This is a genomic window from Citrobacter pasteurii (genome assembly GCF_019047765.1).
In the GTDB taxonomy this organism is placed as follows: domain Bacteria; phylum Pseudomonadota; class Gammaproteobacteria; order Enterobacterales; family Enterobacteriaceae; genus Citrobacter; species Citrobacter pasteurii.
The window spans coordinates 3,427,876-3,452,340 of record NZ_CP077262.1 but is presented as its reverse complement, the minus strand read 5'-3'; the positions used below and the strand labels follow the sequence as shown (position 1 = coordinate 3,452,340).

Below are 24,465 nucleotides of genomic sequence, written 5' to 3'. Positions count from 1 at the left end.
GTCTGATGACCATGAAGAAAACCCTGATTGCCAGTGCAGTGATGGCCGGTATTTTCACTGCTCCGGCAGCGTTTGCCTTTAAGGAGTATCCGGCAGGCGAGCCTGTCACCATGAATGAGATGGAACTGGCCGCTGTGTACCTGCAGCCAATCGATATGGAACCGCGTGGCATGGGGTTACCGGCCGCAAAAGCCGATATTCACCTTGAAGCGGATATTCATGCCGTGGAAGGCAGTAAAAATGGTTTTGGCGCAGGCGAGTGGATCCCTTATCTGACTATCAGTTACACCTTGATTAACAGTGATACGGGTGAAAAACAAGAAGGTACGTTCATGCCGATGGTTGCCAGCGATGGCCCTCATTACGGTGCGAACATCAAAATGATGGGGGTGGGTAACTATAAAGTGACCTATCACATCGAACCGCCGTCAAAAGCAGGTATGCACCGTCATACAGACAGTGAGACCGGCGTTGGTCGCTGGTGGAAACCATTTGATGTGAGTTATGAATTTAAATACGTCGGCCTGAACTAAGCGCTTTTTCCATCAGGCTGCTTGATTTGCCATTTGGACCGGGCAGTGCTCACAATCTTACGTACGAAGTGTACCCACGATTTGTTTTGCACTGCTCATGTCTTAACTGACCGCGAACTTATCCCCCTGATGGGCAGGCTCTAAATTATCGATGTACCTGGATAGTTACATCATTCAATCCGCCGTACAGAGTCGATGTTATGAGTTATTTTTTTGTCACGACGCTACAGGTTTTTTTCTGCATTGCGCTGCTCTCCGGGGTTCTCTGGAGTCGCATCGATCCCCCTTCTTTACGCCCACTCGTCTGGACCTTACTCACAGGCTTAATCCTTGGCGTGCTGGTGGGACTTACCCTCCGTGGCTCGCAGCCAGTGCAATTGTTGCTGGTTGGCACAGAAGTGATGATTACGCTGCTGTTTGTATTGAGCTTCTGGTGGGTATCAAAGCGCATTCGCTACCTGTGGCAAGGGATTTTGGTGTTTGGCGCAGCCCGACATTGGGCTTTGGATCCCAATCTCGGCGGATTAACCAGCACCCATGTGCTAAATACCGATCTGCTGTTGAATCTGACGGCAATGCTATTGGCATTTGCGATCCTCTGCCTTGCGGGGGTTCTGAGCGCCATGCTGTTGCGTCGTATTCGTGGACTCTACTGGCCGTTGACGCTGATTCTGATGGTCATGATTTGGCTGCCATTAAGCGGTAATTTGTTGCTGCTGTTAATGAAACTGCAGGTGCTACCGCTGGCGAAATCGCTATTGAGTTTCGTGGCCAAAGTGACCAACAACGCGGCGATGTATAACTGGTTGGGGGCCGCCCTATTACTTGCTCTGGCACTGTGCTGGGTACCGGCGTTGTTACGCGCGATCCGCCAGACGCGTAAAGCCGATGAGCCGATTGCTTATCGACTGGCGCTGGCACATCGTCGAAATGCGTTTCGTCTTTGGCTGGTCACGCTAGGTTGTGCGGTGGTGGTGATCGCCGGGCAACTGTGGTGGGAAAAAGTCGCCTCTCAACCGCCGCAGTTGTCAGAAGCCATTCCGGTACAACTTGCCAGTGATGGCATGGTTCATCTGCCAATAGAACAACTCCGTGATGGCAAGCTGCACCGCTTTGTTTGGGTGGCTGATGATGGTAAAGCGGTACGTTTTTTCGTGATTAACCGTTATCCTGACAAGTTGCGTTTGGGGGTCGTGTTTGATGCCTGTCTACTGTGTGGCGATCAGGGTTACGTGATGGAAGGTAATCAAGTTATCTGCGTGGCATGCGGGGTACACATTTTCATTCCTTCGATTGGTAAACCTGGTGGTTGCAATCCGGTGCCGATTGAAAACTGGCGTAATGATGAGAAAGAGCTGGTGATCCCAGGTAAAGAGCTGGCTGCTGGCGTGAATTACTTCTCGACGGTCATGACCATCAAGGTGACCGACCCGGTTGATGGTTCGACGTTGACGAATACCTCTGCTGACTACAAATACAGCTATGGTGGCAAAACCTGGTTTTTCTCGTCCGAGGCCAATTACGATCGCTTCCGTAAAACGCCGGAACAGTTCGTCCCTGCCGAATTGAGGGAGGAGTAACAATGCTGTGGCGAATGTTACGACAATCCTGGGGGCGTAATCTCCGACGCAAGGGGCTGGCTATTATGACCGTCTTTCTTGCATCCAGCCTGATCTCCGCCCTGCTGGCGGTGTCGATTGATATTGGCGATAAAATGTCCAGAGAGTTGAAGTCCTATGGTGCCAATATTTTGATTGAACCTGCCGGACAGGCGGCGCTGCCTGCACTTTTCAGTGAAAACAGTAATCCACTATCAGGACAGGATTTCCTTGATGAAGCGGAACTCCCCAACATTAAGGATATCTTCTGGCGCAACAACATTGTCGGCTTTGCCCCTATGCTTGGCGGTGGTGTCGACGTTAACAGCAAAGAAGTACGTATTCTCGGCACCTTCTTCAGCCAACCGGTAGATATTCCAGATGAAGAAGGGTTTGAGACGGGGCAAAAAACGGTAAGCCCGTTCTGGCAAGTGACTGGCGACTGGCCGCAAGAGCCTGCTGGTGATGCTCCTCAAACACTGGTAGGGCATGCGTTGGCACGACAAACGGGCTGGAAGCCAGGCGATCAACTGGTGATCCGTACCAGTAATACAACGTTGAATGTGACCGTCAGCGGCATCCTCTCCAGCGGCGGGGATGAGGATAACCAACTGGTTATGCCGTTGAGCACGGCGCAAACGTTGCTGGGTCTACCCGGCAAAGTGCAGGCCATTCGTGTCTCGGCGCTGACGGTGCCGGAAAATGAGTTGTCGCGCCGGGCGCGTGAAAATCTTGATGCACTGAATGCTGAAGAGTATGACCTTTGGTACTGCACAGCCTATGTCTCGTCCATTGCTCATCAACTGGAGGAGGCTATTTCCGGTGCAGAAGTTCGCCCTGTATGGCAGGTTGCCGCATCTGAGGGGGTTGTAATCGATAAAATTCAGTTGCTGATGGCAGTCGTGACCGTCGCAGCACTGGCAGCTTCGGCTATGGGAATCGCGTCACTGATGACCAGCACCATTATGGAGCGCGCTAAAGAGATCGGCCTGATGAAGGCGCTTGGCGCGCATCAGTGGCAAATCATGCTGTTGTTCTATCTTGAAGCCGCGTCCAGTGGACTGGCCGGAGGGGCATTGGGATGTGTTGCTGGATGGGGAATGGCGAAAGCGATTGGCCTGATGCTATTTGATGCGCCATTGAATTTTGCCTGGATTGTGGTGCCATGTGTATTGGTTATTGCGGTCCTTATTGCCCTGATTGGCACCTGGTTCCCGGCCCGCCGTATTGCCCGCCTGTATCCTGTGGAGGTGCTGTATGGCCGCTAAACGTACCATGCTCTGGCTACTGGTATGGCGGGCGCTGCGTCTGCGTTTTCAGCGAGTTAGCGTAGTATTTGCCGCATTGATGGTCGGGGCGACCATTGTGACCGCACTATCTGCGGTGTGGTTCGACATCAATACCAAAATGAGTGAAGAATTGCGAACCTTTGGCGCAAATTTCTACATCGGGCCTGGCCATGGCTCCAGCATGCCGCAGCAAGCGTTGCAGACTATTTTAGATCAGGCACCGCAAGGCCTGGTTCACGGAGCCAGTCCTTGGCTTTACGGTATGGCGCGTACCGAGCTGGAGAAGGTGGTGATTGTCGGCGTGTGGTTTGAATCCTTGCAAAAGCTGGTGCCGTACTGGCAGGTTCAGGGGAGTTGGATTGGTGTCAGCTTTGACGATCGCAATGCGATGATTGGCGTCAAATTGGCGGAGCGTCTTAACGTCCAGCCTGGCGATAACATCACCCTGGTGGATCACAATCAGCGCAAAAACTTACAGATAAAAGGCATTGTTGAAGCCGGTGATGCGACAGATAACATGCTAATTGTGAGTCTTGATGTGGCCCAGGCGTGGTTGCATCAGCCCGGTAAAATTAGCCATGGGCTGCTGAGTGTCAGTAACGATGTCGGTCAGGTGGAAAACTATGCCAGCCGATTGCAGGCTCAATACCCGGATCTGGAGATCCGTCCAATACGGAAAGTCTCCGCTTCAGAAGGACAGGTACTGGATAAAATAAAAGGGTTAATGGGGCTGGTATCGGTTGTGATCCTTGCGCTGTCCTCTTTGTGCGTGAATACCACGTTGATGGCCATTGTGGGTGAGCGGGCCAGGGAATTTGCGCTGCAAAAAGCGTTGGGAGCCAGCAACGGTGATATTGTCCGGCAAATTCTCCTCGAAACCTGCATTATCGCGCTGGCTGCAGTGGTTTGTGGGTGGATCTTAGGGTACATGTTGGCCCAACTACTGGGGCTGACCGTATTCAATGCCGCAATATCGCTACGCTGGCCAGTGCTGCCCGTCACCCTGACATTATCTTTACTGGTCGCCATTCTGGCGGCGATTGTTCCGGTCCGTCGCGCGGTTAGCGTCGAACCCGCAAAAGTGTTGAAAGGAGAGTAACGCCATGTCCGTTGTGCAGACCCCGTCAATGGCGATTGAAACCCGCCATTTATATAAACGGTTCGGCGATGTTACCGCCTTAGATGACATCAACCTGCAAATAGTGCAGGGGGAGTTTGTCGCGATTATGGGCGCTTCTGGTTCGGGTAAAACGACGCTGATGAATATTCTGACCTGCCTGGACACCGCGACAGAAGGTCAGGTGTTTTTAGATGGGATTGATGCTGCCGCACTGGATGAAGAGGGGCGTCGCCGTTTTCGCGCTGAGAAAATAGGGTTGGTATTCCAGCAGTTTCATTTGATCCCGTTTTTAACCGCGCTGGAGAATATCATGCTGGCGCAACACTACCATAGCGTGGTAGATGAAGCGGCGGCCAGAAAGGTTCTGGAACAAGTCGGTCTTGGGCATCGAGTAACGCACCTGCCGAGTCAACTTTCTGGGGGGGAGCAGCAGCGGGTGTGCATTGCCCGGGCGCTGGTCAATGAGCCGCCGGTGATTTTTGCCGATGAACCTACGGGTAACCTCGATGAAGAGAATGAACAGCGGGTGTTGGATCTACTCACTGACCTGCATCGGCAGGGGCGCACGATTGTGATGGTGACGCATAATCCGGCGCTGGGGTTATTTGCCGATCGTATTATCCGTTTGCAACATGGCAAATATCAGGGTGAGGAGGCTACTCAACATGCGCTGGATTAACGTATTAACTTTCGCCATTTTGGTTCTGATTAGTGGATGTAAAGAAGAAAAGTTGGTGGTTGGGCAGCAAGCCCCGGCGCTGGCAACATTCGACCTGCAGGGGGGAGAAGCTGGGCTTGAACGCTGGCGTGGAAAGGCTGTTTATCTAAACTTTTGGTCGGCGGGATGCGGTGGCTGTCTTGCCGAAATGGACGCGCTGGAAGCGTTAAGTAAAAAGTGGGGCGATAACGTTGTGGTCGTGGCTGTGAATACCGATCCGGCGACGGTTAACATAGATGACTTACTGGTGAAACATCAGGTTTCTTATCCGGTACTCCGCGATCAGCTTAAGATTTCCCAGGAGCGCTATCAGGTCATCGGCACGCCAACCTCGGTGTTAATTGACAGGGACGGTCGCGTGCTGGAATTACACCAGGGGATGCGGAAACCGCCTGAGTTAGATGCAACGTTTGCGCGACTGGCCGCCCGATGAACGCGATACAAAGAGAAACGCTATATGGCATTCAGGTGGAATAAAGAAAGTCTGGCCGTCCTGCGTGAAAACGCAGGCGTTCTCACGACGGAGCAGATTGCGGGGATGCTTCGCACTAATATTACGGTTGTGCGCAATATGGCGTATCGACTGAAACTCAGCCTGCGGGTATCCGCCTACAATCAAAAACGTATTGAGCAGGTACAAACTCTCTATACGTCTTCTGAACCACTAAATCTGAAAGAGATTGCTGCAAAAACTGGACTGACATTCAGTACGGTGCAATACATTGTGTATGTGAAATTAAAAAGTAAACCCTATACCAAACGGGAATATGTTTCCTTTGAAACTGATGATGCGGTTCATTATCGGATACAACGAGAGTTCATTGATACTGAGCGTTCCCTTTTACACAACATCCCAGATAACACGCGCTTTCATCAATTGTATCTGACAGACGGAACCTTATATTGTGCACGTAATATCCGCAGCGAAGTGATTATCTGCGAATAATTGGATGGCATATTTCGTCACCCGACGAAGCAAGTATTCATAGTCGCGTTTAACCTGGCTTATCTTTTTTTGTGGGAAAATAAAGAATGGCCAATGTATACGCATTTGAATCCTCCCTGGTGATGATGATTACCGTCACGTTTGTCCTCGCCGGGATGGTGAAAGGTGTCACCGGTATGGGGCTGCCCACCGTGGCGATGGGGATCCTCGGATCGCTTATTTCACCGGTTGCGGCGGCGGCCATGCTGCTGTTGCCTTCGCTGATCAGTAATCTGTTTCAGTTTGGCGGTGGCGGAAATACGCGTCAATTGCTCAAACGCCTGTGGCCTATGCTGCTGGCGGTGGTGATTGCCACTTTGCTTGCCAGTGTCTGGATCACCGGGGGCGACACAACCCGGACCCAGTTTGCGCTTGGCATGGCACTGGTTGCCTATGCCCTCTGGACGCTGGCGGGAAAGAAAATTGCGGTGGCCCCGCAGCGTGAAAAACCCTTTTCCCTTGTCATTGGATTCGTGACCGGTTTATTGACGGGGGGAACGGGGGTATTTGTGATGCCCGCCGTGCCATGGATCCAGTCTTTGGGCTTTGAAAAGGATGAACTGGTGCAGGCGCTTGGCATTTCGTTTACGTTTTCGACGCTGGCGTTAGCACTGGGTTTGTGGTGGCACGATGCGTTACCTGTTCAGTCCCTGAGTTTATCGACATGTGCCATTCTTCCTGCGCTACTGGGACAGTGGATAGGGACTCGTGTGCGGCGAGTGATTTCTCCTGTGGTGTTTAAACGCTGTTTTCTGTTCTGTCTGGTGGGGTTGGGCGTGGAGATGATGCTGCGCGCCGCGTAAGTCTCACTGTGACTTTACGCCAGTTTCATGCCATCGTTAATTCAGAGAGCAACGCCAAAGGAGGCGCTATGGCATCGGTGATACTGCACGAAGAAGAGGGTGAACTGGAGTCGCGAATGGCGCTTACTGCGGCAGTGATGGCGGATAAATCGCGTTCGCGTATGCTGTGTGCTTTGATGGATGGGCGCGCCTGGACCGCAACCGAACTTAGCGCCGTGGCGGACGTGTCAGCCTCGACGGCCAGCGCGCATCTGGCGCGTTTGTGTGAACAACGCTTTGTTGTGGCGCTTGCGCAGGGCAGGCATCGTTATTTTCGCCTGGCAGGTTCCGATATCGCCGAACTGCTGGAGCGCCTGATGGGCGTGGCGTGGAGCACATCCGTACCACGAAAAATTACTACGCCGCTAAGCTTGCGGCATGCCCGAACCTGCTACGATCATCTGGCTGGAGAAGTGGCGGTAAGGCTGTTCGATACGCTGGTTTCCCGCCAGTGGTTAACGTCGGATGGCGAAACGCTGACGTCACTTGGACGGGAAAAGCTGGCGCAGATGGGGATTGTCCTCACTGCTGGCTCATCCCGGCGGAAATTAACCTGTGGCTGTCTGGACTGGAGTGAGCGACGTTATCATCCCGGCGGCGTGCTCGGCGCCACGCTGCTGAGCTGGTTTAGCGAACAGAAGTGGCTTAAAACGCAGACAGGCAGCCGCCACGTTACCTTTACCCCACTTGGTGTGCGCAAACTTCAAACGGAGTTTGGCATCCAAACGACACGGTAGATTCCCCATTTTTGCGAAAGCGTTCCCGGAAAAATGTCATATATCTGTCACACTCTGTGGTGATTGATAACAACAAGAGGTCGTAGGGATGAAAAAATCGTTAATCGCCACCGCCGTGGCGGGGGCTGTATTGCTGTCAACGGCTGCACAGGCACAGACGGCACCGGAAGGTTATCAGCTTCAGCAAGTATTGATGATGAGTCGACATAACTTACGTGCACCTTTAGCCAATAATGGCAGCGTTCTCGAGCAGTCCACCCCCAAACAGTGGCCGGAGTGGGATGTCCCGGGCGGACAACTCACCACTAAAGGCGGCGTGCTGGAAATCTATATGGGCCATTACATGCGTGAATGGCTGGCAGAACAGGGCATGGTGAAATCCGGTGAATGTCCGGCACCGGGCACGGTTTACACCTATGCTAACAGTCTGCAGCGGACAGTAGCGACGGCGCAGTTTTTTGTCACGGGGGCTTTCCCGGGTTGTGACGTTGTGGTCCACCATCAGGAAAAAATGGGTACCATGGATCCCACTTTTAACCCGGTGATAACCGATGATTCCGCCGCATTCAGTCAGCAGGCCGTTCAGGCGATGGAGAAAGAGCGCGGCCATATGCAGCTCGACGACAGTTACCAACTGCTTGAGCAAATCACAAACTACCAAGACTCGCCGTCCTGCAAAGAAAAGCAGCAGTGTTCCCTGACCGATGCGAAAGACACATTCAGTGCGAAGTATCAGCAAGAGCCTGGTGTTTCCGGGCCTCTGAAGGTGGGGAATTCGCTGGTTGATGCCTTCACCTTGCAATATTACGAGGGCTTCCCGATGGACAAGGTTGCCTGGGGGGAGATCAAATCTGATCAACAGTGGAAGGTGCTGTCGAAGCTGAAAAATGGTTATCAGGACAGCCTGTTCACCTCTGCAGAAGTGGCGCAAAACGTCGCCAAACCGTTGGTCAAATATATCGACAATGCGTTGGTGACTGAACGGGCGAAAGCGCCGAAAATTACGGTGCTGGTGGGACATGACTCGAACATTGCCTCATTGCTTACGGCACTGGATTTTAAACCGTACCAGCTCCATGACCAGAACGAACGCACGCCGATTGGCGGTAAAATTGTCTTCCAGCGCTGGCATGACAGCAACACAAACCGCGATCTGATGAAAATTGAGTATGTGTATCAGAGTGCGCAGCAGTTGAGAAATGCGGAGGTTCTGACGCTCAAATCCCCGGCCCAACGTGTGACGTTGGAACTGAAAGGCTGTCCGATTGATGCTAATGGCTTTTGCCCTGTTGATAAGTTCGACAGCGTGTTGAATGAGGCGGCGAAGTAAAAGAAAAATCCCCCGCGAGCGCGGGGGAGTCAGAGCGCTAGACGTTTTTGCGTTCGATAGTCTGTTCACCCCAAAAGAGCGAATCTTTGTCTGTTTTCTCAAAGGCTTTGATGAGTACCTCGTCGCTACCTTCTTCCCAAATTTTTTCCGCCAGTTTCTCGTCATAATTCGCGACTTCAAAAATGGCTTCGGCTATTTCTGGCGATGTGTTGCGCAGACTTGCCCATTCGCCGACGCGATGGGCTTTCGCTTCTTGAGTTGGCATTCGAATCCTCCTGTTGAAGATTAGCCGTTGAGTTTTACTGCCAGACCTGCGACATACTCACCCTGATAGCGGGCGATAGATAACTCTTCCTGACTTGGTTGTCGGGAGCCGTCACCCCCGGCAATGGTGGTTGCGCCGTACGGCGTACCGCCACGAACTTGTGAGACATCAAACAGTTCTTGCGCCGCATATCCAATGGGAACAATCACCATCCCGTGGTGGGCTAGTGTTGTCCAGGTTGATGTAATGGTTTGTTCCTGACCGCCGCCAGTGCCTGTTGAGCTGAATACGCTGGCGAGTTTGCCGTAAAGGCCGCCAGATGCCCACAGTCCGCCGGTCTGATCCAGGAAGGTACGCATCTGACCTGACATGTTGCCAAAGCGCGTGGGGGTACCAAAAATAATGGCGTCGTAATCAGCCAGTTCCTGCGGGGTTGCGACTGGTGCGTTTTGTGTTTTACCGCCTGCTTTCAGGAAGATTTCAGGCTGCATTGTCTCTGGCACACGCTTAATAATGACTTCCGCGCCATCTACCTTATTTGCGCCTTCTGCGACTGCATGGGCCATGGTTTCAATGTGTCCGTACATGGAATAATAAAGCACCAGAACTTTTGCCATTTTACACTACTCCTCGAGTTAACCGTGTCCGTAGCGATTCGCTACCTCCCTTTAAAGATATGACGTACGGCCAGGAGTGCAAATTTCACAATCACTTCTTTGATTTATAACAATTTTTATAACAACTGTTTTTGTTGCAAAATGATACATTTTTAACCTGGCGGAATTTGGTAACCATAAGAAAGACTTATTGATTTCATACCGCGATTATTAACATCTTGCGGCCATTCCTGTTGCAGAATATTACAGTTCGCCGGTTATCCGGTTACTCTTCACTATGCTTAATCCCACGCAGTAAAAATCAGGGCACGGCCCATGCGCTGCGTGAGGTATCACTCCTCAGTACCTATGCAATATGATGGCTAATCAATGACGGAGGTCAGTAATGGCAAACCATCGGGGCGGTTCCGGCAACTTTGCGGAAGACCGTGAAAGAGCATCAGAAGCAGGTCAAAAAGGTGGCCAGCACAGCGGGGGCAACTTCAAGAATGACCCGCAACGCGCTTCAGAAGCAGGTAAAAAAGGGGGCAAGAATAGTCACGGCAATAACAAATCGTAATTGTCGGGCTGTCTGTTAGAGATATCGTGACGGCTGAGTGTTCAGAGACAGACGTTACGTCGCCACCGCCGCCGGGTCGTTCCGGCGGTTTTTTTTGTCTGCAAGGTTGAACTGTAACAAAACGCAACGCAGACTAATGACATTCAGCTAATCGGGTGTCTCATGTCATTACTTTCTCGTTATTCCTTCTCTGTTAAACCTCAGGAGGCGATCCTCATTGTGATCACCATGTTCTGGGGCGGAACGTTTTTGGCTGTGCAATATGCTGTCACGCTGAGCGGTCCCTTTTTCTTTGTCGGCGTGCGCTTTGCGACAGCGGCACTGGCGGTGGCGTTGCTGGCTTTTCCTACATTGCGTGGGCTGACATGGCTGGAAGTCAAAGCCGGAGTGGCGATTGGCGTAGCGATTGCGCTGGGCTATAGCCTGCAAACCTGGGGATTACAGTCTATTCCCAGCAGTAAGTCGGCATTCATTACTGCGATGTATGTACCACTGGTACCGCTGTTGCAGTGGTTGTGTCTGGGACGAATGCCTGGGGTGATGCCGTGCGTCGGTATTGTGTTGGCCTTTATCGGACTGATATTTCTTGCCGGGCCGGATGGCAATTTACTGGCGCTCGGCGAAGGGGAGTGGATCACGCTGGTGGGGGCAGTGGCGATAGCGGCAGAAATTATCCTGATCAGCGCATGGGCTGGAAAAGTGGATGTACGTCGGGTCACGGTGGTGCAACTGGCAACCGCTTCGGTGGTGGCGTTTATTGCGATGGGGCCCGCAGGTGAGTCGGTTCCTCCCATGTCGACAGGCTTGCTGGTCGTGGCATTAGGATTGGGCATTTTTAGCGCGATTATCCAGGTTACCATGAACTGGGCGCAGCGCAGCGTTTCGCCGACACGCGCAACGGTAATCTATACCGGTGAGCCTGTATGGGCGGGGATTTTTGGACGACTTGCAGGAGAACGCCTGCCGCTGCTTGCTCTGTTGGGGGCGGCATTCATTATCATTGGCGTACTGGTCAGCGAACTGAAGTTCAAAAAGAAGAAAGCCGTCCAGCAGGAGGCTCCGCCCGAGTCGCTTTAATTTAACGTTTCAGTGTGCGATTTGTTATGCTGGCGCGCTCAGAACAAGGAGAGGGTGCATGGCTCAAGGCGCAGAGAAAAAAACAGGTAAACGCTCGCAGGCCGTGAGTGCAAAACGCCAGGCTATCTTAACCGCGGCATTAAATGTCTTTTCCCAGTATGGGATTCATGGCACGCGTCTGGAGCAGATTGCGGAACTGGCGGGAGTGTCTAAAACGAATCTGCTTTATTACTACCCTTCTAAAGAGGTGCTCTATATTGCCGTATTACGCCAGATCCTCGCTGTCTGGCTGGCGCCGTTGAAGGCCTTTCGCGAGGACTTTGCACCGCTGGTGGCGATTAAAGAGTACATCCGACTCAAACTGGAAGTGTCCCGCGATTATCCTCAGGCATCGCGACTGTTTTGTATGGAAATGCTGGCAGGCGCGCCGTTGTTGATGACGGAGTTAACGGGCGATCTCAAAACGCTGATTGATGAGAAATCCGCGCTGATTGCCGGGTGGGTCAGTAGTGGAAAACTGGCACCGGTTGACCCGCATCATCTGATTTTTATGATTTGGGCTTCAACGCAACACTACGCCGATTTTGCCCCACAGGTGGAGGCGGTGACGGGCGCAACGCTGCGTGATGAAGCCTTTTTTAACCAAACCGTTGAGAGCGTACAGCGGATGATTATTGAAGGGATCCGCGTGCGTTAACCTGCCGGCGGTAACGGGCAGCTTAAATCACCCTCTTCGCACTGTAAGAGCGAGGCGAGAAATGCTTCTCGCTCGTTGGTTTTGTCCGTTAAACACTGGCTGGTGATCATCGACTGTATGCTGCCGCCTTCCGTGCCTGAACTGATCAATGCGCAGTCTGCATCGCGCAGGGTAATCCATGCGACTTGTGCTTTTTTCAGTAAATCACGTTGGGTGGGGGCGGCGCGCTTCAGTGCATTCTGATAAGTATCATTTAGCTTTGCGTCGGCCGTCTTATACTGCTCCGCGGCGCAGGTATTCATTTCAATCTGGTTGTTTGCGTTGGCGCAGTCATCCGCCAGTGCGTGACTGCTTAGCAGCAGTGCTGCACAGGTCAGTACAATTCGTTTCATGCTTCCCTCTGGCTTCATAAAAAAGGCTCCGTTGCCGGAGCCCTAATTAACCACAACCTTAACCGATTGTCATCAGGCTGGCGTTCCCTCCGGCAGCGGCGGTATTGACGCTCAGGGAGCGTTCAATGTACAGCCTCTCCAGCAGAATATTGCTTTCGCCGCGGGCAAAGCCCTGGACCGAGACAATCGCCCCTTCGCGAGCCGCCACAGCTTCGCACAATGCGCGCAGCTGATCGGAATCGCCGTGGAAGATAACGGCATCAAACGGCTGTGCGGTGAGGGTGTCTGCTTTGGCAAACTGAATACGCCTGGAGAGGGCCGCAGGCAGACGTTTTGCCAGTTCGCGATGGAAAGCATCATCTTGCCACAGGATGAGACTGCCAACGGAGGCCACGGCAGCAATCTGCACCAGCGCATCCTGCTCGTTATCGGCTATACACAGCACACGTTCACGCGGCAACAGCGTCCAGGTGTTACGTTCACCGGTTGGTCCTGGCAGCAAACGCTGCGTTCCTGCTTGTGCCAGTTCGCCAAACTGCTGGCAGAGCGTACGTAGCGATGGACGGTCGGTTGCCCATTCACTGAGCGCTTCCAGCGGTTGAATCAGCGCAGTTTTAAGCTGCGCATCAACCGGGTAGTCTGCATCCTGACGCGCAAGCGTAATGCCTAACGCATTTTCCGGACGGTTAGCCAGCAGGCGGTACAGATACAGCGGTCCACCCGCTTTTGGCCCGGTGCCTGACAAGCCTTCGCCACCGAATGGCTGCACGCCGACCACGGCACCGACCATATTGCGGTTAACGTACAGGTTACCTACATGTGCCGATCCCGTGACCTGGGCGATGGTTTCATCGATACGGGTGTGCACGCCCAACGTCAGGCCGTAGCCGGAGGCATTAATTTGCTCAATCAGACTGCCCAGATTGTTCCGGGTGTAACGCACGACGTGCAACACCGGGCCGAATACCTCTTTTTGTAGCTCATCAAAGCTTTCCAGCTCAATCAACGTTGGTGCAATAAAGGTCCCGGTTTGCCATTCACGCGCATCGTCGCTGTTTTCACGCACGGCCTGGAATACCGGACGTCCTTTGGCACGCATGGCCTGAATATGACGTTCAATATTGGCTTTGGCTTCTTCATCAATAACTGGACCGATATCGGTGGTCAGGCGGCCAGGGTTGCCCATGCGGCATTCCGCCATGGCGCCGCGCAGCATTTTCAGCGTATGGTCGGCAATATCATCCTGCAGGCACAGGACGCGCAGTGCCGAGCAACGCTGTCCGGCGCTGTCAAACGCAGAGGCCAACACGTCGACCACGACCTGTTCCGTCAACGCGGAGGAGTCGACAATCATTGCGTTCATCCCACCGGTTTCGGCGATAAGCGGGATTGGACGCCCTTGAGCATCAAGGCGGGTCGCGATATTGCGTTGTAACAGCGTGGCGACTTCAGTGGAGCCGGTAAACATCACGCCGCGAACGCGTTCATCGGAAGTGAGCTGCGCCCCGACGGTTTCACCCTGACCGGGCAGCAGTTGCACCACGCCCGCCGGTACACCGGCTTCGAGTAAAATCGCGATGCCCTGGGCGGCAATCAGCGGGGTTTGCTCCGCAGGTTTTGCCAGAACGCTATTACCTGCTGCCAGTGCAGCCGCAATTTGTCCACTGAAAATGGCCAGTGGGAAGTTCCACGGGCTGATACAGACCACCGGGCCGAGCGGACGATGCGTTTCGTTGTCGAAATCGTCACGAACCTGGCCGGCATAGTAGTGCAGGAAGTCGACAGCTTCGCGAACTTCCGCAATGGCGTTGCTGAAGGTTTTACCCGCTTCGCGCACCAGGATGCCTATCAACTGCTGCATCTGACCTTCCATCAGCACGGCGGCACGATGCAAAATAGCGGCGCGCTCTTGTGGCGGTGTAGCAAACCAGATAGGGGCATTATTAACGGCGTTCTGTAGCGCCTGCTCCACTTCAGCGTGAGTCGCTTCTCGCACGTAGCCCACAATGTCTTTCGGCTCAGCCGGGTTGACGACTGGCGTCATTTCACCGTCAGCAACCGGATGTTCGAGCATCGGTTTAGCGTGCCATTTTTGCAGCGCGCTATTGAGCAGGGCAGAGGACAGCGAGGCCAGGCGGTGTTCATTTGCTAAATCCAGCCCTGCGGAGTTTTCGCGGCCTTTGCCATACAGGTTTCGCGGCAGGGCAATCTTCGGATGTGGCAGCCCGGCCTGACCTTCCTGCTGCGCCAGTTTTTCAACGGCTTCGACCGGGCAGGCTACCAGTTCATCCAGTGGTAGGGTAGTGTCCGCAATACGGTTGACGAACGAGGTGTTGGCGCCGTTTTCCAGCAGGCGACGAACCAGGTAAGCCAGCAGCGTTTCGTGCGTGCCGACCGGCGCATAAATACGGCATGGGCGGTTCAGTTTGCCATCGGCAACTTTGCCGGTGACCTGCTCATACAGCGGTTCGCCCATGCCGTGCAGGCACTGGAACTCATACTGACCTGGATAGTAGTTTTGACCCGCTAACTGATAAATGGCCGCCAGCGTATGGGCGTTGTGGGTGGCAAACTGCGGGTAGATCAGATTCGGTACCGCGAGCAGTTTTTTCGCACAGGCCAGATAGGAAACGTCGGTGTACACCTTGCGGGTATAGACCGGATAGCCTTCCAGACCGTCCATCTGCGCTCGTTTGATTTCACTATCCCAGTACGCACCTTTAACCAGACGGATCATCAGGCGACGGCGACTGCGGGTGGCCAGGTCGATCAGGTAGTCGATGACGTACGGGCAGCGCTTCTGGTAGGCCTGGATAACAAAGCCGATCCCGTTCCAGCCTGCCAGTTCGGGCTCAAAGCACAGTTTTTCCAGCAGATCGAGGGAGATCTCCAGTCGGTCGGCTTCTTCGGCGTCAATATTAATGCCGATGTCATACTGACGCGCCAGCAGGGTCAGCGACTTCAGACGTGGGTAAAGCTCATCCATCACGCGGTCATACTGCGCACGGCTGTATCGCGGGTGCAGTGCAGACAGTTTGATGGAGATCCCTGGGCCTTCATAAATACCGCGCCCGTTTGAGGCTTTACCAATGGCATGGATCGCCTGCTGGTAGGAGACCATATAGGCCTGGGCATCGGCGGCGGTCAGCGCGGCTTCACCCAGCATGTCATAAGAGTAGCGGAAACCTTTTTCTTCCAGTTTACGCGCGTTAGCCAGCGCTTCGGCGATAGTCTCTCCGGTGACGAACTGCTCGCCCATCAAGCGCATTGCCATGTCGACGCCTTTACGCACCAGCGGTTCACCGCTCTTGCCGATGATGCGGTTCAGCGAGCGTGAGAGGCTGGCTTCGTTATGGGTGGAGACCAGACGACCAGTAAACAACAATCCCCACGTTGCAGCGTTAACGAACAGAGACGGGCTGCGTCCGATGTGTGATTGCCAGTTGCCATTGCTGATTTTGTCGCGGATCAGCGCATCGCGGGTGGCTTTGTCGGGAATACGCAGTAGTGCTTCCGCCAGACACATCAGCGCGACGCCTTCCTGTGAGGAAAGGGAGAATTCCTGCAATAGTCCCTGGACCATGCCGGCACGTCCGCTGGCCGTCTTCTGGTTGCGCAGTTTATCTGCCAACTGATAGGCCAGTTTATGGGCCTGCTCGGCGATAGGTTGCGGCAGACGAGCCTGTTCCATCAACATTGGCACCGCGTCGGTTTCAGCGCGGCGATATGCCGCGGTAATGGCCGCACGGGAAACAGACTGCGGCAGGATCTGCTCGGCAAATTCAAGGAAAGGCTGGTGCGTTTCATTTTGTTGCGCAGTGGATTCCTCGCTCTCATTTGCCGCACCCGCCAGCAGGGCAGGCAGCTCCGGGAGCGCATCGTCATTTTCCAGTCTTTCGAGATAATTAAAGATGGCTTGCTTGATCAGCCAATGTGGCGTGCGATCGATTCGTGATGCTGCTGTTTTAATACGCTCGCGTGTGGCGTCATCCAGCTTAACCCCCATCGTGGTGGTTCCCATGCCGTTTACTCCTGTTGTACTGAAATACGGATCTGATAGTTACCGAGAAATATCCACTATGTTGCAACTTTGTGCAACCATGTTAAATGTGACCTGGTTTGCAAGCTTGGAAATGAATGAAATGTTAATAAATATGATGTTTATAACGAGGGCTGTAAAAACGCAGAATCTTTTTCTCTGCGGTAGTTAACACTTTTTAAAGGTGCAACCAGAAAAAATGTGAGAGAGTGCAACCTACAGAAAAATGCTATCTACTCTGGATCAAAATTGATGTAAATGGTGTGTTAAATCGATTGTGAATGGCCATGGCTTCCGGCAGGATACGGTCGCCCTGGTCAATACAGATATCTTTGCCACGTTCCGGCAGGGTAATAAAACGGCAAGCCACGGCATTGCCGATACATAATTTTGGAGAGTTTTGATGGCTATTAGCACACCGATGTTAGTCACATTCTGTGTCTATATTTTTGGCATGATATTGATAGGGTTTATTGCATGGCGTTCAACCAAAAACTTTGACGATTACATTCTGGGGGGACGCAGTCTGGGTCCGTTCGTAACGGCGTTATCTGCCGGGGCATCTGACATGAGCGGCTGGCTGCTGATGGGGCTGCCAGGCGCAATTTTCCTGTCGGGGATTTCAGAAAGCTGGATCGCCATCGGCCTTATTTTGGGCGCCTGGATCAACTGGAAGCTGGTGGCCGGACGTTTACGCGTACACACCGAATACAATAACAATGCGCTGACGTTACCGGATTACTTTACCGGTCGCTTTGAAGATAAAAGCCGTATCCTGCGGATTATCTCTGCACTGGTTATTCTGCTGTTTTTCACCATCTATTGTGCTTCAGGGATTGTGGCGGGGGCGCGTCTGCTTGAAAGCACCTTTGGTATGAGCTACGAAACCGCGCTGTGGGCGGGAGCGGCCGCGACGATCATTTATACCTTTATTGGTGGCTTCCTGGCTGTTAGCTGGACCGATACCGTCCAGGCCAGCCTGATGATCTTCGCCCTGATCCTGACACCGGTGATGGTGATTATTGGTGTCGGCGGATTTGAAGACTCGCTGGAAGTGATTAAGCAAAAGAGCATTGAAAACGTCGATATGTTCAAAGGGCTGAATTTTGTTGCCATCATTTCCCTGATGGGATGGGGACTGGGTTATTTCGGTCAGCCGCATATCCTGGCGCGCTTTATGGCTGCCGATTCCCACCATAGTATTGTCCACGCACGTCGCATCAGTATGACCTGGATGATTCTGTGTCTGGCTGGTGCTGTTGCCGTTGGTTTCTTCGGCATTGCTTACTTCAGTAACAACCCGTCGTTGGCGGGTGCCGTGAACCAGAACGCCGAGCGTGTGTTTATTGAACTGGCGCAGATCCTGTTCAATCCATGGATTGCCGGTATTCTGTTGTCTGCGATCCTTGCAGCGGTGATGTCGACGCTGAGCTGCCAATTGCTGGTATGTTCGAGTGCAATCACCGAAGATTTGTACAAAGCGTTCCTGCGTAAAAATGCCAGCCAGAAAGAGCTGGTATGGATTGGGCGTATCATGGTGCTGGTCGTGGCGCTGGTGTCTATCGCGCTGGCGGCAAACCCAGAGAACCGTGTGCTCGGCCTGGTGAGCTACGCCTGGGCTGGCTTTGGTGCTGCCTTTGGTCCGGTTGTTCTGCTCTCCGTAATGTGGTCGCGTATGACCCGTAACGGCGCGCTGGCAGGGATGGTCATTGGTGCAGTGACGGTTATCGTCTGGAAGCAGTTTGCCTGGCTGGGTCTGTATGAAATCATCCCGGGCTTCGTGTTCGGCAGTATCGGGATTGTGGTCTTCAGTCTGTGGGGTAAAGCGCCGTCAGCAGCAATGCAGAAACGTTTTGCCGAGGCTGACGCGCATTATCATTCAGCACCGCCGTCGCGTTTGCAGGCAGAATAATTTATCTCCTGTCCCTCAAGCCCGCCGTGCGCGGGCTTTTTTATTGCCCCGGTCGTAAACCTTTTTAACCGTTACCTTCCTAACCTTTTACATTCAGTCATCATTCTCAAAACATTCTGCTTGAGTTTTTCTTTGCTGTAATGATAATCACTATCACTGTAATTTACTTTTCTTTGCATCAGTTGACTGAGAATAACGTTAAAGGGTACTTCGCATGTTTGTTCCATTTCTAATTATGTTGCGCGAAGGGTTAGAGGCCGCGCTGATTGTCAGCCTGATTGCCAGCTACCTGAAACGGACTCAGCGTGGTCGATGGATTGGGGTGATGTGGATTGGTGTTCTGCTGGCAGCGGCGTTGTGCCTGGCGTTAGGCATTTTCATCAACGAAACCACCGGTGAATTTCCGCAAAAAGAACAGGAACTGTTTGAAGGCATCGTGGCGCTCATTGCCGTGGTGATCCTCACCTGGATGGTCTTCTGGATGCGCAAAGTTTCCCGCAACGTCAAAGTCCAGCTTGAACAGGCTGTCGATAACGCGTTGCAACGCAGTAATCATCACGGCTGGGCGCTGGTGATGATGGTCTTTTTTGCCGTTGCCCGTGAAGGCCTGGAATCGGTGTTCTTCCTGCTGGCGGCATTCCAGCAGGATGTGGGTATCTGGCCACCGCTAGGTGCGACGCTGGGGCTGGCCACCGCGGTAGTACTGGGTTACCTGATTTACCTCGGCGGCATTCGCCTCAACCTCGGGGCATTCTTCAAATGGACCAGCCTGTTTATTTTGCTGGTGGCTGCCGGTCTTGCCGCCGGGGCCATCCGCGCGTTCCACGAAGCCGGGTTATGGAATCATTTTCAGGATGTGGCGTTCGACATGAGCAGCGTTCTGTCAACGCATTCGCTGTTTGGCACATTAATGGAAGGGATCTTCGGCTATCAGGAAGCGCCAAGCGTCAGTGAAGTTGCTGTCTGGTTTATCTATCTGATTCCGGCATTGATTATGTTTGCTCTGCCACCTCGTTCAGGCACTACGGCATCACGTACCGCACCCTGATAAAACGTGATGCAAGAATATCATTTAGTTACAACATACTTTTTATAGGGATGGGTCATGACGATTAATTTCCGCCGTAGTGCGCTGCAGTTGGGTATTGCCGCGCTGTTTACATCTGCTTTTACCGCTCACGCTGCTGATATCCCGCAGGTAAAAGTCACGGTTAATGACAAACAGTGTGAACCGATGACAATCACGGTGAATGCCGGGAAGACTCAGTTCATCATTCAGAACCACAGTCAAAAAGCGCTGGAGTGGGAGATCCTCAAAGGCGTGATGGTGGTCGAAGAGCGTGAAAACATTGCGCCCGGTTTTAGCCAGAAAATGACGGCTAACCTGCAGCCGGGTGAATATGATATGACCTGCGGTCTGCTGACCAACCCGAAAGGCAAGCTGATCGTGAAGGGGGCTGCAACGGCAGATGCCGCGCACAGCGACGCTCTGCTGAGCCTGAGTGGTGCAATTACTGAATACAAAGCTTATGTAACGGCAGAAACAGCGCAACTGGTGACTGGCACCAAAGCTTTTACGGATGCTATTAAAGCGGGCGATGTGGAAAAAGCCAAATCGCTGTATGCGCCAACCCGTCAGCATTATGAGCGTATTGAGCCAATTGCCGAATTGTTCTCCGATCTCGACGGCAGCATTGATGCGCGTGAAGATGATTATGAGCAAAAAGCCGCCGATCCGAAATTCACCGGCTTCCACCGCCTGGAGAAAGCGCTGTTTGGCGACAATACCACTAAAGGTATGGACAAGTACGCTGACCAGCTAAACAGCGATGTTCTTGACCTGCAAACGCGTATTAGCGAGCTGGCTTTCCCACCGTCTAAAGTGGTTGGCGGGGCAGCAGGGCTTATTGAAGAAGTTGCTGCCAGCAAAATCAGTGGGGAAGAAGATCGCTACAGCCATACCGATCTGTGGGATTTCCAGGCCAACGTCGATGGCGCGCAGAAAATTGTCGATCTCCTGCGCCCTCAGTTACAAAAATCCAATGCTGATCTGTTGGCGAAGGTGGATGCGAACTTCAAAAAAGTCGATACCATTCTGAGCAAGTACCGTACCAAAGACGGCTTTGAAACCTATGACAAACTGACCGATGCCGATCGTAATGCGCTGAAAGGGCCAATCACGACGCTGGCGGAAGACTTGTCGCAATTACGCGGTGTTCTGGGTCTGGATTAAGCACTATGCAGCACGATAATGAAAACGGCGTGAGCGAACCGTCACGCCGACGTTTACTGAAAGGGATGGGGGCGCTGGGTGGGGCACTGGCGCTGGCGGGCGCATGCCCGGTCGCTCACGCGCAAAAAACGCAAAGTGCGCCGGGAACCCTGTCTCCGGATGCGCGTAGCGAGCAACAACCGTTTTATGGCCAGCACCAGGCCGGGATCCTGACGCCGCAGCAAGCCTCAATGATGCTGGTGGCGTTTGATGTGCTCGCCAGCGATAAAGCTGATCTTGAGCGTCTGTTTCGTTTACTGACCAGCCGGTTTGCATTTCTAACCACCGGTGGGCCGGCGCCAGAAACGCCGAATCCACGTTTACCGCCTATGGATTCCGGTATTCTTGGGGCATACATAGCCCCGGATAATCTGACGATGACGCTGTCGGTTGGATCTTCACTGTTTGATGATCGCTATGGTCTGAAAGCACAGATGCCGAAAAAACTGCAAAAAATGACGCGTTTTCCGAATGACTCACTGGATGCGGCATTATGTCATGGCGATCTGCTGTTGCAGATTTGCGCCAATACGCAGGACACCGTTATCCATGCGCTACGCGATATCATTAAGCACACGCCTGATCTGCTCAGCGTGCGCTGGAAACGTGAAGGGTTTATTTCTGATCATGCCGCACGCAGCAAGGGTAAAGAGACCCCGGTCAACTTGCTTGGCTTTAAGGACGGCACCGCGAATCCGGATGCTACCGATGCGAAGTTGATGCAAGACGTCGTGTGGGTGACGGATGGGCAAGGAGAACCTGCGTGGGCTCAAGATGGTAGCTATCAGGCCGTCAGGCTCATCCAGTTCCGCGTGGAATTTTGGGACCGTACGCCGCTTAAAGAGCAGCAAACGATTTTCGGCCGCGATAAACATACCGGCGCGCCGCTGGGTATGCAGCATGAGCATGATGTGCCGGATTACGCCAACGATCCCGAAGGCGAGGTGATTGCACTCGACAGCCATATTCGTCTGGCGAACCCGCGCACGAAAGAAACAGAGACCAGCCTGATGATGCGTCGTGGCTACAGTTATTCGCTTGGCGTGACCAATTCTGGTCAACTGGATATGGGACTGTTGTTCGTTTGCTATCAGCACGACCTGGAAAAAGGGTTTTTGACGGTTCAGAAACGCCTGAACGGTGAAGCGCTTGAGGAGTATGTCAAACCGATTGGTGGGGGCTATTTCTTTGCATTACCGGGTGTCAAAACCGCTGGCCACTATCTGGGGCAAGCCCTGCTCGAAGCGTGATGATTGTGCCCCGCAGCGCTGCGGGGCATTTCCTGACACTCTGATGAATGAAAAAATTATTTTTCATGATCGGCGGCGACTGAAATAATTCTGTCATCTCTCTGCAAGAGACTGTTGCTGGTGATAAGATGAAATCAAGTTAACAATAAGTAAAAATATTGTTGCATTAACGAAAGGTTATGATGTAATTATACGTAATAGCGGTAGTTCCCGGCGGTGATAGTCATTCACTATGGAGATCGCGAATGGAAAAGTCCTGTACTGGACACATTTTTCAAAGTTATTGCAGTCCCTTATGCGGACGTTTCTCTTCCGGTAGCCATCTCGTCACCGTTAAATCTCTCTCCCTTTCACTTCTTATCCTTGTAACTGACACCCTGTACGGTGCGCGTAGCCGTGTATGGCGTCTTATCCAAAGGCAGGCAATGGCTTACAAGGAAGCCAACCCTCAGATGTTCGTGCGCATAATCGTGCCGCCAACGGCGCGTGTGATGTATACCTACAACTCAAGGTGCTATCCATGGGAAGACAAAAAGCAGTGATCAAAGCTCGTCGCGAAGCAAAACGTGTGCTGAGGCGGGATTCGCGTAGCCATAAACAACGCGAAGATGAATCGGTCACCTCGCTTGTGCAGATGGGCGGCGTAGAAGCGATTGGTATGGCGCGTGATAGCCGCGACGCCACACCGATCACGGCGCGAAATGAAGCTCAGGCGCACTACCTGAATGCTATCGAGAGTAAGCAGCTGATCTTCGCCACAGGCGAAGCCGGGTGTGGTAAAACCTGGATCAGCGCAGCGAAAGCAGCAGAAGCCCTGATCCACAAAGATGTGGACAGGATCATAGTAACCCGTCCAGTTCTGCAAGCTGATGAAGACCTCGGCTTCTTACCTGGGGATGTCTCCGAGAAGTTCGCTCCCTATTTTCGTCCGGTTTATGACGTGCTGGTAAAACGTCTGGGAGCCTCCTTTATGCAATATTGCCTGCGACCTGAGATTGGTAAGGTAGAAATCGCGCCGTTCGCGTATATGCGGGGACGTACATTTGAAAATGCCGTTGTCATTCTGGATGAGGCTCAGAATGTGACTGCTGCGCAAATGAAGATGTTTTTGACTCGCCTCGGAGAGAATGTGACGGTGATTGTGAATGGGGATATTACCCAGTGCGATCTCCCCGCTCATGTTCGTTCAGGGCTAAGCGATGCGCTGGCCCGTTTCGAAGAAGATGACATGATTGGGATCGTTCGATTCAACAAAGATGATTGCGTTCGCTCGGCACTGTGTCAGCGGACGCTCAACGCTTACAACTGATAAGTACTCCGTCTTCAAGGCCCGGGAAACCGGGCTTTGTTTTTTGTACCCCTATGAGCACAACGGACTGATGGCGTGGCCAGCATTGTTGATGAGGTCAGGTGTTCACGTTGTATCCCGCATGGGAAAATAGCAGTAAAAAAGCCGCTGGTCGCGGCTTTTTTAACAAGACTGAGGTTACTGTGGAAACCACTGGTCACTGATTTTTTGGTACGTGCCGTCAGCTTTGATGGCGGCCAGCGCACTGTTCAGTTTTTCCAGCAGTGCTTTATTATCCGGGCGAACAGCTATACCAAGACCCGTACCAAAGTACTGCGGATCGGTGACTTTTGCCGTTGCAGAACCTAACTGTGGATTGGTTTTTAGCCACTCATTGACGACGGCAGTGTCGCCAAATACCCCATCAATACGGCCATTTTTCAGGTCGATGATTGCATTCTGATAGCTGTCGTAGGCCACCGTTTTTACTTCAGGATGTTTGTCCTGCAGGTATTTCTGGTGCGTGGTGCCGTTTTCCATCCCAATACGTTTGCCTTTCAGGTCATCAAAGCTTTTATAGGTGTCTTTCTTCGCAATCACCAGCGCGGAGTTGGCATAGTACGGCTGAGTGAAGGAAACCTGCTTGCTACGTTCAGGCGTGATGTCCATACCGGAAATCACCGCATCGTATTTTTTGAATTTCAGCGCGGGGATCAGGCTGTCGAAAGCATGATTAGTAAAAGTACATTCAGCCTGCATTTGTTTACACAATGCTGTTGCCAGATCGATATCAAAACCGACAATTTTATTGCTGGCGTCCAGTGACTCAAATGGCGGGTAAGTAGCTGATACACCGAAACTAATTTTATCAGCAGCTGCGGCGCCAGCGGCGAAAGTAGCAAGTAATGCGGCCAGTACTAACTTTTTCATGGTGGAACTCCCGTC

23 protein-coding genes are annotated in these 24,465 nt (G+C 52.8%); 18 read left to right on the top strand and 5 right to left on the bottom strand.

Annotated features, from left to right (window positions below; translation table 11 throughout):
* The first annotated feature begins 5 nt into the window (after positions 1 to 5).
* The 10 genes from I6L54_RS16895 (at position 6) to agp (ending at position 9,152) form a co-directional block, all read left to right on the top strand.
* A complete protein-coding gene (locus tag I6L54_RS16895) occupies positions 6 to 533 on the top strand; it encodes an iron transporter (RefSeq protein ID WP_003035987.1) in 528 nt (175 codons plus the stop codon).
* Between the two features lie 200 nt (positions 534 to 733).
* Entirely contained in the window at positions 734 to 2,113 is a 1,380-nt protein-coding gene (locus tag I6L54_RS16890) for a Fe-S-containing protein (RefSeq protein ID WP_005122133.1), read from the top strand.
* A 2-nt stretch (positions 2,114 to 2,115) separates the two neighbouring features.
* Complete coding sequence (locus I6L54_RS16885) at positions 2,116 to 3,399, top strand: ABC transporter permease (protein WP_040231843.1); 1,284 nt, start codon at positions 2,116 to 2,118, stop codon at positions 3,397 to 3,399.
* Positions 3,389 to 4,519 carry an ABC transporter permease gene (locus tag I6L54_RS16880; RefSeq protein ID WP_040231844.1) on the top strand — a complete coding sequence of 377 codons (1,131 nt, stop codon included), beginning with the start codon at positions 3,389 to 3,391 and terminating at the stop codon, positions 4,517 to 4,519. Before I6L54_RS16885 ends, I6L54_RS16880 begins: the two co-directional genes overlap by 11 nt.
* Before the next feature lie 4 nt (positions 4,520 to 4,523).
* The gene (locus I6L54_RS16875) at positions 4,524 to 5,219 is read left to right on the top strand and encodes an ABC transporter ATP-binding protein (RefSeq protein ID WP_005122130.1); all 696 of its coding nucleotides are present in this window, start codon (positions 4,524 to 4,526) and stop codon (positions 5,217 to 5,219) included.
* Positions 5,206 to 5,691, top strand: coding sequence for a TlpA family protein disulfide reductase (locus tag I6L54_RS16870; protein ID WP_005122129.1), 486 nt, complete (start codon positions 5,206 to 5,208; stop codon positions 5,689 to 5,691). Before I6L54_RS16875 ends, I6L54_RS16870 begins: the two co-directional genes overlap by 14 nt.
* Positions 5,692 to 5,715: 24 nt before the next feature.
* Positions 5,716 to 6,204, top strand: coding sequence for a hypothetical protein (locus I6L54_RS16865; RefSeq protein WP_005122128.1), 489 nt, complete (start codon positions 5,716 to 5,718; stop codon positions 6,202 to 6,204).
* Positions 6,205 to 6,290: 86 nt separating this feature from the next.
* The gene (locus I6L54_RS16860; RefSeq protein WP_005122127.1) at positions 6,291 to 7,046 is read left to right on the top strand and encodes a sulfite exporter TauE/SafE family protein; all 756 of its coding nucleotides are present in this window, start codon (positions 6,291 to 6,293) and stop codon (positions 7,044 to 7,046) included.
* Positions 7,047 to 7,114: 68 nt separating this feature from the next.
* The gene (locus I6L54_RS16855) at positions 7,115 to 7,822 is read left to right on the top strand and encodes an ArsR/SmtB family transcription factor (protein WP_005122123.1); all 708 of its coding nucleotides are present in this window, start codon (positions 7,115 to 7,117) and stop codon (positions 7,820 to 7,822) included.
* Positions 7,823 to 7,910: 88 nt separating this feature from the next.
* Positions 7,911 to 9,152 (top strand): bifunctional glucose-1-phosphatase/inositol phosphatase, encoded by a 1,242-nt coding sequence (gene agp, locus I6L54_RS16850; protein WP_040231846.1) that lies wholly within the window; start codon positions 7,911 to 7,913, stop codon positions 9,150 to 9,152.
* A gap of 37 nt (positions 9,153 to 9,189) precedes the next feature.
* Here agp and I6L54_RS16845 read toward each other — a convergent pair whose 3' ends face one another.
* A complete protein-coding gene (locus tag I6L54_RS16845) occupies positions 9,190 to 9,417 on the bottom strand; it encodes a YccJ family protein (protein ID WP_001143127.1) in 228 nt (75 codons plus the stop codon).
* Between the two features lie 20 nt (positions 9,418 to 9,437).
* Entirely contained in the window at positions 9,438 to 10,034 is a 597-nt protein-coding gene (wrbA, locus tag I6L54_RS16840) for an NAD(P)H:quinone oxidoreductase (protein WP_003832057.1), read from the bottom strand.
* Between the two features lie 385 nt (positions 10,035 to 10,419).
* Here wrbA and I6L54_RS16835 point away from each other — a divergent pair, with 385 nt between their 5' ends.
* The 3 genes from I6L54_RS16835 to rutR all read left to right on the top strand — a co-directional run bounded on the left by I6L54_RS16835 (position 10,420) and on the right by rutR (position 12,367).
* Positions 10,420 to 10,593: a con-10 family general stress protein gene (locus tag I6L54_RS16835; protein ID WP_040231848.1), complete on the top strand. Its 174-nt coding sequence runs from the start codon at positions 10,420 to 10,422 to the stop codon at positions 10,591 to 10,593.
* A gap of 162 nt (positions 10,594 to 10,755) precedes the next feature.
* Positions 10,756 to 11,670, top strand: a complete 915-nt coding sequence (locus I6L54_RS16830; protein ID WP_005122119.1) for a DMT family transporter — start codon at positions 10,756 to 10,758, stop codon at positions 11,668 to 11,670.
* Between the two features lie 58 nt (positions 11,671 to 11,728).
* Positions 11,729 to 12,367, top strand: a complete 639-nt coding sequence (gene rutR / locus I6L54_RS16825; protein WP_005122118.1) for an HTH-type transcriptional regulator RutR — start codon at positions 11,729 to 11,731, stop codon at positions 12,365 to 12,367.
* Here the strand turns inward: rutR and I6L54_RS16820 are convergent.
* Positions 12,364 to 12,759 carry a lysozyme inhibitor LprI family protein gene (locus tag I6L54_RS16820; RefSeq protein WP_005122117.1) on the bottom strand — a complete coding sequence of 132 codons (396 nt, stop codon included), beginning with the start codon at positions 12,757 to 12,759 and terminating at the stop codon, positions 12,364 to 12,366. The genes rutR and I6L54_RS16820 overlap by 4 nt on opposite strands.
* A 58-nt stretch (positions 12,760 to 12,817) precedes the next feature.
* Positions 12,818 to 16,780 carry a trifunctional transcriptional regulator/proline dehydrogenase/L-glutamate gamma-semialdehyde dehydrogenase gene (putA, locus tag I6L54_RS16815; RefSeq protein ID WP_005122116.1) on the bottom strand — a complete coding sequence of 1,321 codons (3,963 nt, stop codon included), beginning with the start codon at positions 16,778 to 16,780 and terminating at the stop codon, positions 12,818 to 12,820.
* A gap of 421 nt (positions 16,781 to 17,201) precedes the next feature.
* Here putA and putP point away from each other — a divergent pair, with 421 nt between their 5' ends.
* From putP to phoH, 5 genes are all read left to right on the top strand, one after another.
* Positions 17,202 to 18,710, top strand: coding sequence for a sodium/proline symporter PutP (gene putP / locus I6L54_RS16810; protein ID WP_217124625.1), 1,509 nt, complete (start codon positions 17,202 to 17,204; stop codon positions 18,708 to 18,710).
* Between the two features lie 214 nt (positions 18,711 to 18,924).
* The gene (gene efeU / locus I6L54_RS16805) at positions 18,925 to 19,758 is read left to right on the top strand and encodes an iron uptake transporter permease EfeU (RefSeq protein WP_005122113.1); all 834 of its coding nucleotides are present in this window, start codon (positions 18,925 to 18,927) and stop codon (positions 19,756 to 19,758) included.
* A 57-nt stretch (positions 19,759 to 19,815) separates the two neighbouring features.
* Positions 19,816 to 20,943 carry an iron uptake system protein EfeO gene (gene efeO, locus I6L54_RS16800; RefSeq protein ID WP_005122112.1) on the top strand — a complete coding sequence of 376 codons (1,128 nt, stop codon included), beginning with the start codon at positions 19,816 to 19,818 and terminating at the stop codon, positions 20,941 to 20,943.
* 5 nt (positions 20,944 to 20,948) lie between these two features.
* Positions 20,949 to 22,232, top strand: a complete 1,284-nt coding sequence (efeB, locus tag I6L54_RS16795) for an iron uptake transporter deferrochelatase/peroxidase subunit (protein WP_040231852.1) — start codon at positions 20,949 to 20,951, stop codon at positions 22,230 to 22,232.
* A 520-nt stretch (positions 22,233 to 22,752) separates the two neighbouring features.
* Positions 22,753 to 23,541: a phosphate starvation-inducible protein PhoH gene (phoH, locus tag I6L54_RS16790; RefSeq protein ID WP_005122110.1), complete on the top strand. Its 789-nt coding sequence runs from the start codon at positions 22,753 to 22,755 to the stop codon at positions 23,539 to 23,541.
* Positions 23,542 to 23,718: 177 nt separating this feature from the next.
* On the opposite strand, the gene artJ is transcribed toward phoH, so the two are convergent.
* Positions 23,719 to 24,450 carry an arginine ABC transporter substrate-binding protein ArtJ gene (gene artJ, locus I6L54_RS16785; RefSeq protein ID WP_005122109.1) on the bottom strand — a complete coding sequence of 244 codons (732 nt, stop codon included), beginning with the start codon at positions 24,448 to 24,450 and terminating at the stop codon, positions 23,719 to 23,721.
* Between the last annotated feature and the right edge of the window lie 15 nt (positions 24,451 to 24,465).